2 protein-coding genes are annotated in these 9,515 nt (G+C 75.5%); both read right to left on the reverse strand.

The genetic code is table 11. The annotated features are described in order from the left end of the window. Positions 1-2,436 (reverse strand): type I polyketide synthase (locus ACGF5G_RS35355; RefSeq protein WP_393271214.1); only part of this gene is annotated, 2,436 nt, incomplete at its 3' end. Between the two features lie 47 nt (positions 2,437-2,483). Continuing rightward, a partial coding sequence (locus tag ACGF5G_RS35360; RefSeq protein ID WP_393271216.1) for a type I polyketide synthase occupies positions 2,484-9,515 on the reverse strand: 7,032 nt, incomplete at its 5' end.

Raw genomic sequence — 9,515 nt, forward strand, 5'->3', positions numbered from 1 at the left:
CACCCAGTAGTCGACCGTCCGGAGCTCGTCGCCGTCGGCGAGCGCGCCCGTCACGTTCGACACGACCGGCAGCGCCGGCTCGGCGAAGGTCAGCCCGTCGAGGACCGTGCGGAACTCGGCGAGCATCGGCTCCATCAGCGGGCTGTGGAACGCGTGGCTGACGGTCAGCCGACGGGTGCGCACACCCCGGTCCTTCCAGGTCTGCTCCACCTCGTCGAGGGCGTCGACCGCGCCGGAGACGACGACGGAGACCGGCCCGTTGACGGCGGCGATCCCGACCCGGTCGGTCAGCCCGTCCAGGGTGGACAGCACGTCGGCCTCCGACGCGTTGACGGCCAGCATCCCGCCACCGGCCGGCAGAGCCTGCATCAGCCGGCCCCGCGCCGCGACCAGCGCGCACGCGTCGCTCAGGGACAGCACCCCGGCGACGTGCGCGGCGGTGATCTCCCCGATCGAGTGGCCACCGACGAAGTCCGGCACCACCCCGAACGACTCGACGAGCCGGAACAGGGCCACCTCGACGGCGAACAGCCCGGCCTGGGTGAACACCGTCTGGTCCAGCAGTTCCGCCTCGGCGGAGCCCGCCTCCGCGAAGAGCACGGTCTTCAGCGGCTGCGGCAGCAGCGGGTCCAGGTGCCCGCACACCTCGTCCAGTGTGGACGCGAAGACCGGGAACGCCGCGTACAGCTCCCGACCCATGCCGGCGCGCTGCGCGCCCTGACCGGAGAACAGCACCGCGAGCGAGCCCCGGTCCCCGGCCTGGCCGGCGACCACCGCGCCGGACGGCTCCCCGGCCGCCAGGGCGCGCAACCCGGCCAGCAGGTCGTCCCGGCCCGCGGCGGCGATGACGGCCCGGTGGTCCAGGGCGGACCGGGAGGCCACCGACGAGTACGCGAAGTCGAGGGGGCGCAGGGCCTCGTCGGCGGCGATCCGGGTGGCCCAGTTGCCCGCCTGGGCGGCGAGCGCGGCGGCGTCGCGGGCCGACACCGTCACCGGCACGACGGGGCGCTCCACCGCCGGGGCGGCGTCGGCCTCGACGGGGGCGGGGGCCTGCTCCAGGATGGTGTGGGCGTTGGTGCCGGACACGCCGAACGACGACACCGCCGCCCGGCGGGGGCGGTCCACCGCCGGCCACGGCGTCGCCTCGGTGACCAGCTCGACGGCGCCGGCGGCCCAGTCGACCTGTGGGGTCGGCTCGTCGACGTGCAGGGTGGGCGGCACGACGCCGTGCCGCATCGCCATCACCATCTTGATCACACCGGCGACGCCGGCAGCCGCCTGGGCGTGCCCGATGTTCGACTTGACCGAGCCGAGCAGCAGCGGGGCGGAGCCCGCCCCCCGGTCCTGCCCGTACGTGGCGAGCAGCGCCTGCGCCTCGATCGGGTCGCCGAGCCGGGTGCCGGTGCCGTGCGCCTCGACCACGTCCACGCCGCCGGCGGCGAGGCCGGCGTTGGCGAGGGCCTGCTGGATGACGCGCTGCTGCGAGGGCCCGTTCGGGGCGCTGAGGCCGTTGGACGCGCCGTCCTGGTTGACCGCGCTGCCCCGCACGACGGCGAGGATCGGGTGGCCGTTGCGCTGGGCGTCGGACAGCCGCTCCAGCAGCAGCACGCCGACGCCCTCGGACCAACCGGTACCGTCGGCAGCGGCGGCGAACGCCTTGCACCGGCCGTCGGCGGCGAGACCGCGCTGGCGGGAGAACTCGACGAACGCGGCCGGGGTGCACATGGCGGTGACCCCGGCGACGATGGCCAGGGTGCACTCCTGCTGGCGCAGCGCCTGGGCGGCGAGGTGCAGGGCGACCAGGGAGGACGAGCAGGCGGTGTCGATGGTGACCGCCGGGCCCTCCAGGCCGAACGTGTAGGCGATCCGGCCGGAGACGACGCTGCCGGCGTTGCCGGTCATCAGGTGCCCCTCGAGGCCCTGCGCGGCACCCATCAGCACGCTGCCGTAGTCCTGGCCGGTGCTGCCGGCGAAGACGCCGGTGCGGCTGCCCTTCAGCGAGTGCGGATCGATGCCGGCCCGCTCCAGGACCTCCCAGGAGGTCTCCAGCAGCCACCGCTGCTGCGGGTCCATGGCCAGGGCCTCGCGGGGGGAGATCGCGAAGAAGCCCGGGTCGAAGTCGGCCAGGTCGTGGACGAAGCCGCCCTGCGCCGTGTACGAGGTGCCGAGCCCGCCCTGCTCCTGGTCGGCGTCGTACAGCGACGCGAGGTCCCAGCCGCGGTCCTCCGGGAAGTCGGAGATCACGTCCTGCCCGGACGCGACCACGTTCCACAGGTCCTCCGGCGACCGCACCCCGCCCGGGAAGCGGCAGCTCATGGAGACGATGGCGACCGGTTCCTGCTCGCCGGCCTCCACCTCGCGCAGGCGCTGCCGCACCTGGTGCAGGTCGGCGGTGACCCGCTTGAGGTAGTCGAGAAGCTTCGCCTCGTCAGCCATGGACCGCGCTCTCCTTGTGTTGAGCCGTGCACGCAGCAGCGATCACGTCAGGACACCCCCAGCTCACGGTCGATGAAGTCGAAGACCTCGTCCGGCGTGGCGTCCTGGAGCTTCTCGGCGACGGTGTCCCCGCCGCCCGCCGGGGCGTCGGCCTCGTTGAGGGAGGCCAGCAGCGCCCGCAGCCGCTCCGTGATCCGAATCCGGGCGCTGCGGTCCGGCACCGAGCCGGCCAGCGCCGCTTCCAACCTGTCCAGTTCCCCGAAGACCGGTGCGACGCCGACCACGCCGCCGTCCACGATCGCCGCCCGGACGTACTCGGCGAGGCCGGCGGCGGTCGGGTAGTCGAAGACGACCGTGGCGGGCAGCCGTACGCCGGTCGCCGCCGTCAGCCGGTTGCGCAGCTCGACCGCGGTGAGCGAGTCGAAGCCGAGCTCCCGGAACGCCCGGTCCGGTTCGACGGCGTCCGCCGAGGCGTGCCCGAGCACGGCGGCGGCCTGGCCGCGTACCAGTTCGAGGAGGGTCTTGCGTCGCTCGGCGTCGGTCTGCCCGGCGAGCAGGGCGGCGAGGGACTCCGCCGACGCCCCGGCGTCGTCGGCCCGCTCGGCGGCGGCCCGCTGCGCCTCGGCGACGCCCGTCAGCAGCGGGCTGGGCCGCACGGCGACGAACCCCGGCACGTACCGCGCCCAGTCGATGCCGGCCACCAGCGTCGCCGGCTCCCGTCGCGCCACGCACCGGGCGAGCGCGGCGAACGCCGTCGCGGTGTCGAGGCGGGCGACGCCGCTGCGGCGGCGGCGTTCCTCCACGGCCTGGTCGGTGGCGGCCATCCCGCCGGCCGCCCAGGGGCCCCAGGCGACCGAGGTGGCCGGGAGGCCCTGCCGGTGCCGCTGCTCGGCGAGCGCGTCGAGGTACGCGTTCGCGGCGGCGTAGCTGCCCTGCCCGGCGGCGCCGAGCTGGCCGGCCATCGCGGAGAACAGCACGAACGCGCGCAGCGGCCGGTCGGCGGTCAGCTCGTGCAGGTGCAGCGCGCCGAGCACCTTGGGCCGCAGTGCGGTGGCGAGCCGGTCCGCGGTGAGGCCGTCGAGGACGCCGTCGTCGAGGACCCCGGCGGCGTGCACCACCCCGGTCAGGGGCGCGTCGGCGGGCACCTCGTCGAGCAGCTTCGCCAGCGCCGCCCGGTCGGCCACGTCGCAGGCCGCGACGGTCACCCGCGTGCCGGCGGCGGTCAACTCCCGGACGAGGTCGGCCACGCCGGGGGCGTCGGCGCCCCGACGGCTGACCAGCAGCAGGTGCTCGGCGCCCCGGGCGGCCAGCCAGCGGGCCACCTCCGCGCCGAGGGCACCGGTGCCGCCGGTGACCAGCGTCGTGCCGGGGTGGTCGGGCTCGTCGGGGACGGTGTCGCCGCCGGGCGCCCGCACCAGCCGGTTGACCAGGACCGTGGCGCCGTCGATGGCGAGCTGGTCCTCGCCGTCGAGGCCGGCCAGCGCGGCGCAGAGCAGGTCCCAGCCGTGGTCGTCCAGGGTGGCCGGCACATCGACCAGCCCGCCCCAGCGTTCGGGGTGTTCGAGGGCGGCGACCCGGCCGAGGCCCCAGAGCAGCGACTGCTCCGGCCGGGCCGGCGTCGCGTCCCGCGCGGTGCCGGCGGCGCCCCGGGTGACGCACCAGAGCGGGGCGGCCACGTCGAGGTCGCCGAGGGCCTGCACCAGGGCCAGGGATCGGGCCAGGAAGGGCGGCACCGGCTGGGTGTCGTCGACCGGGCCGTCGGCGAGGGCGAGCAGCGACAGCACGCCGTCCACCGGCGCGCGTTCACCGTCGCCGGTACGGGTGGCGGCGGCCAGGTGCTCGGCGACGGCCGCCCGCTCGGTCAGCTTTTCCGGCAGCAGCACCAGCCGGGCGTCGGCGCCCCGGCGGCCCAGCTCGGCCACGGCGGCCTCGCCCTCGTCCGCGCGGTGCTCGTCGGCGACGACCCACCAGGCGCCGGGGAGGAAGCTGACGGGCGTGCCGTTGTACGGCTGCCAGACGCTGCGGTAGCGCAGGTCGTCGAGGGTGTACCGGTCCCGCTGCTGGCGTCGCCAGGAGGCGAGCACCGGCAGGGCGGCGCCCAGCCGTTCGAGGGACTCGGTGGCGCTCTGCGCGGTGAGTTCCGCGAGCGCGGCCAGGTCCTCCCGTTCGACGGCCGCCCAGAACGCGGAGTCGACTCCGCTGGGTGCGTCGCCCTGCTCCTCCGCCCTGTTCGGCCAGAACCGGGTGCGGTCGAAGGCGTACGTGGGCAGGTCGACGGTCGGCGTCTTCGCCAGGACCTTCGTCAGGTCGACGGGCAGGCCGATCGCGTGCGCGGTGGCCAGGTTGGTCAGCAGGCGGGTCGGGTCGTCGTCGCCCCGACGCAGGCTGCCCAGCGTGTACCCGGCCGTGCCGGTGTCGTCCAGGATCGCCGTCACCGGCATCGTCAACACCGGGTGCGGGGAGATCTCCACGAACGTGCTGTGCCCCGCCGCGACCGCGACCCGCACGGCCGCGTCGAACTGGACCGTCCGCCGCAGGTTCTCGTACCAGTAGTCCGCCGTCATGCTCTCCGGCTGCACCCAGTCGCCGGTCAACGTCGACACCAGACGGGTGTGACCGGCCTGCGGGGCGATGTCGGACAGGTCGGCACGCAACCGCTCGGCGACCTCCTGCACAGATGGCGAATGCGACGCGTAGTCCACCGGAATCAACCGCGCCCGCACACCCTCGGCCTGACACGCCTCCACCAGATCGGCCACCGGCCGCGGCGGCCCCGACACCACCACCGTCGACGGACCGTTCACCGCGGCGATCCCCACACCGGGGAAGACGTCGAGTCGGGCGGCAACCGCCTCGGCGGACAGGTCCACCGACGCCATCGTCCCCGTCCCCCGCAGCACCGCCAGGGCCCGCGACCGCAACGCCACCGTCCTGGCGGCGTCCTCCAACGACAGAATCCCGGCGACACACGCCGCACCGATCTCACCCTGCGAGTGACCGACCACCGCCTGCGGCACCACACCCACGTGCCGCCACACCGCCGCCAGAGCGACACCCACCGCCCACAGCACCGGCTGCACGACCTCGACCCGGTCCAGCCACGACTCGTCCTCACCCGTCAACACCGAGACGAGATCCACGTCGAGGTAGGCAGCCAGCGCCCGCTGGCACTCCGCGAGCCTGGCGTCGAACACCGGCGTCCGCCCCACCAGACCCGCCGCCATCCGCGCCGACTGCGCCCCCTGACCGGGGAACACGAACACCGGACCCGCGCCGTGACCCGACGCCGTGCCCGTCACCAGGCTGCCCGCCGGGGAGCCGGATGCCAGCGCGTCGAGCCCGGTAAGCAGTTCCTCGACGCTCGCCGCGACGACGGCGGCCCGGTGGTCGAACGTCGACCGGATCGTCGCCAGGGACCAGCCCGCCGCCGCCGGGTCGAGCCCGCCGCGCTCGCGGACGTGCCGCGCCAGCCGCGCCGCCTGACCCGCCAGGGCCGCCTTCGACCGCGCCGACACCGGCCACACCACCACGTCGGAGTCGACCAGCCCCGGGGCGGCGTCCAGGGGCGGCTCGGTCTCGTCCGCCTGCTCGATGATGACGTGCGAGTTCGTGCCCGAGATCCCGAACGACGACACCGCCGCCCGCCGCACCCGCCCCGTCTCCGGCCAGGGCCGCGCCTCCGTCGCCAGCTCCACCGCGCCCGCCGTCCAGTCGATGTGCGGCGACGGGGCGTCGACGTGCAGCGTGGCCGGGACGACGCCCTCCTGCAGGGCGAGGACCATCTTGATGACGCCCGCGACGCCGGCGGCGGCCTGGGTGTGCCCGATGTTCGACTTGACCGATCCCAGCAGCAGCGGCACGTCCCGGTCCTGCCCGTACGTCGCCAGCAGCGCCTGCGCCTCGATCGGGTCCCCGAGCGTCGTGCCGGTGCCGTGCGCCTCGACCACGTCCACGTCGGAGGCGGCGAGGCCCGCCGAGGCCAGGGCCTCCCGGATCACCCGCTGCTGGGACGGGCCGTTCGGCGCGGTGAGCCCGTTCGACGCCCCGTCCTGGTTCACCGCGCTGCCCCGCACCACCGCCAGCACCGGATGCCCCAACCGCCGGGCGTCCGACAACCGCTCCACCAGCAGGACGCCGGCGCCCTCGCCCCAGCCGGTGCCGTCGGCCGCCGCCGCGAACGCCTTGCACCGTCCGTCGGCCGCCAACCCGCGCTGCCGCGAGAACTCCACGAACAGGCCCGGCGTCGCCATCACCGTCACACCGCCGGCCAGGGCAAGGTCACACTCACCCCGACGCAGCGCCTGCACCGCCAGGTGCAACGCGACGAGGGACGACGAACACGCCGTGTCCACCGACACCGCAGGCCCCTCCAACCCCAACGCGTACGCCACCCGACCCGACAAGACACTCGCGGCGTTCCCCGTCGCGCCGAACCCCTCCGCCTCGTCCCCGGCCGACAACAACAGGGCCCCATAGTCCTGACCATTCGTGCCCACGAACACCCCTGTTCGCGAACCCCGCAACACCCCTGGAACAACCCCTGCCCGCTCGATCGCCTCCCACGACGTCTCCAGCAGCAACCGCTGCTGCGGGTCCATCGCCAGCGCCTCACGCGGGCTGATCCCGAAGAAACCCGGGTCGAAGTCCGCCCCGTCGTACAGGAAGGCGCCGCTGCGGACGTAGGAGGTGCCGTTGGAATAGGGGTCGGGGTCGTACAGCCGGTCGATGTCCCAGCCCCGGTCGCCGGGCAGGTCGGAGACGGCGTCCCGGCCGGCGTGCAGCATCTGCCAGAACCGTTCGGGGTCGTTGGCGCCCCCGGGGAACCGGCACGACATGGCGACGATGGCGACGGGCTCGTCGTCCGCGAGGGCCACGGGTGCGGCGACGACGGCCGCCTCGGCCCCGCCGCCCAACTCCTCGTGCAGGTGCCGGGCGAGCACCGTCGGGGTCGGGTAGTCGAAGACGAGGGTCACCGGCAGCCGCAGCCCGGTGACGGTGGCGAGCCGGTTGCGCAGCTCGACGGCGGTCACCGAGTCGAAGCCGAGGTCCCGGAACGCGTGGTGCGGGTCGACGGCCTCGCCGCCGGCGTACTTGAGGACGGTGGCCGCCTGCTCGCGGACCAGGTCGAGCAGCGCCTGCTGGCGCTCGGCGGCGCCCATCCGGGCGAGGGACGCGCCGGGGTTGTCGTCGTCGGCCTCCCCGGCCTCGGCGAGGCCCTTGGTGGCCGCGAGCGCCTGCGCCTCGGGGATCTCGGCGATCAGCGGCCCGGGCCGGGTCGCGGTGAACGCGACGTAGAACCGGTCCCAGGCGATGTTGGAGATGGTCAGGAACGTCTCGTCGTGCTCGACGGCCTGGTGCAGCGCGGCGACGGCGAGCCTCGGGTGCATCTCGGGGGCGCCGTGGCGGTGCAGCATCCTGCCGAACTCGCCCTCGGCCATGCCGCCGCCGCCCCACGCGCCCCACGCGATCGAGGTGGCGGGCAGGCCGAGGCCGCGCCGGTGCTCGGCGAGCGCGTTGAGGACGGCGTTGCCGGGGGCGTAGTTGCCCACGCCGGAGCTGCCGACGGTGCCGGCCATGGCGGAGAACAGGATGAACGCGTCGAGGTCCCGGTCGCGGGTCAGCTCGTGCAGGTTGAACGCGGCGGTGACCTTGGCGCTCAGCGCGTAGTCGACCTGGTCGAGGGTGAGCGAGCTGATCACCGAGTCGTCGAGCACGGCGGCGGTGTGCACGACGGTGGTCAGCGGGTGCTCGGCCGGCAGGCCGTCGATGACGGCGGCGAGGGCCGACCGGTCGGCGGCGTCGCAGGCGGCCACGGTGACCTGGGCGCCGAGCCCGACCAGCTCGGCCTCCAGCTCGGCGATCCCCTCGGCCTGCCGGCCGCGGCGGCTGAGCAGCACCAGGTGGGGGGCGCCGTTGGCGGCGAGCCAGCGGGCCATGTGCCCGCCGAGGGCGCCGGTCCCGCCGGTGACGAGGGCGGTGCCGGTGGGCCGCCAGGTGCGGGTGGCCGGGGCGTCGCCCAGCGGGGCGCGCAGCAGCCGGCGGGCGAACGCGCCGACGGCCCGAAGCGCCACCTGGTCCTCCCCGTCGGTGCCGGCGAGGACGCGGACGAGCCGCCGGCCGGCGGCGTCGTCCAGTTCGTCGGGCAGGTCGAGCAGGCCGCCCCAGCGGTCGGGGTGTTCGAGGGCGGCGACCCGGCCGAAGCCCCAGGCGAGCTGCTGCACGGGGTGCGGCAGCGGGTCGCCGGGGTCGGTGGAGACGGCACCCCGGGTGAGGCACCACAGCGGCGCGCGGACGCCGGCGTCGCCGAGGGCCTGCGTCAGCGTGACCGTGCCGGCGAAGCCGACGGGCACCGACGGGTGCGCGGGGGCCGGCGTCTCGTCGAGCGCGAGCAGGGAGACGATCCCGGCGACGGGTCCGGCCGCGGCGAGGTCGCGGGCCCGGGCCGCGAGGGCCACGCGGTCGGTCCGCTCGGCGTCCAGCTCGACGGGTACGACGGTGGCGCCGCGCCGTTCGAGGGCGTCCTGGCAGAACGCGGCCTGGTCGGCGGCGGTGTCGTCGGGGCCGGTGACGAGCCACCACGTGCCGGTGACGGCGGGCTCGCCGTCGTCGGCGACGGGCAGCCAGGCGTCTCGGTACCGCCAGGAGTCGACGGCGGCTTGGTCGCGGTGCCGGCGCCGCCAGGCGGCGAGTACGGGCAGCACGTCGGCGAAGGCCGCCTCGGGCACGGCGTCGGCGTCGGTGGCGTCGGCGAGTTCGGCGGTGAGGGCGGTCAGGTCCTCCGCCTCGACGGCGGCCCAGAACCGGGCGTCGACCTCGTCCTCGACGGTGGGGCCGGCGAGTCCGGCGGCCGGGGCGGGCGCGGCGGCCGGCTGCGGCCAGTAGTGCTGTCGTTGGAACGGGTAGGTGGGCAGGTCGACCAGACGGCCGGGCCGGCCGGCGAACGCGGGCCGCCAGTCGACCGGCGTACCACCGGCGTAGACCTCCGCCAACGCCCGGTGGAACCGACCCAGACCACCCTCACCACGACGCAGACTCCCCGTCACGGTCACCACAGCCGGATCGGCAGCCGCCACCTCGAC

Source organism: Micromonospora sp. NPDC047730 (assembly GCF_043204765.1).
Taxonomy (GTDB): domain Bacteria; phylum Actinomycetota; class Actinomycetes; order Mycobacteriales; family Micromonosporaceae; genus Micromonospora.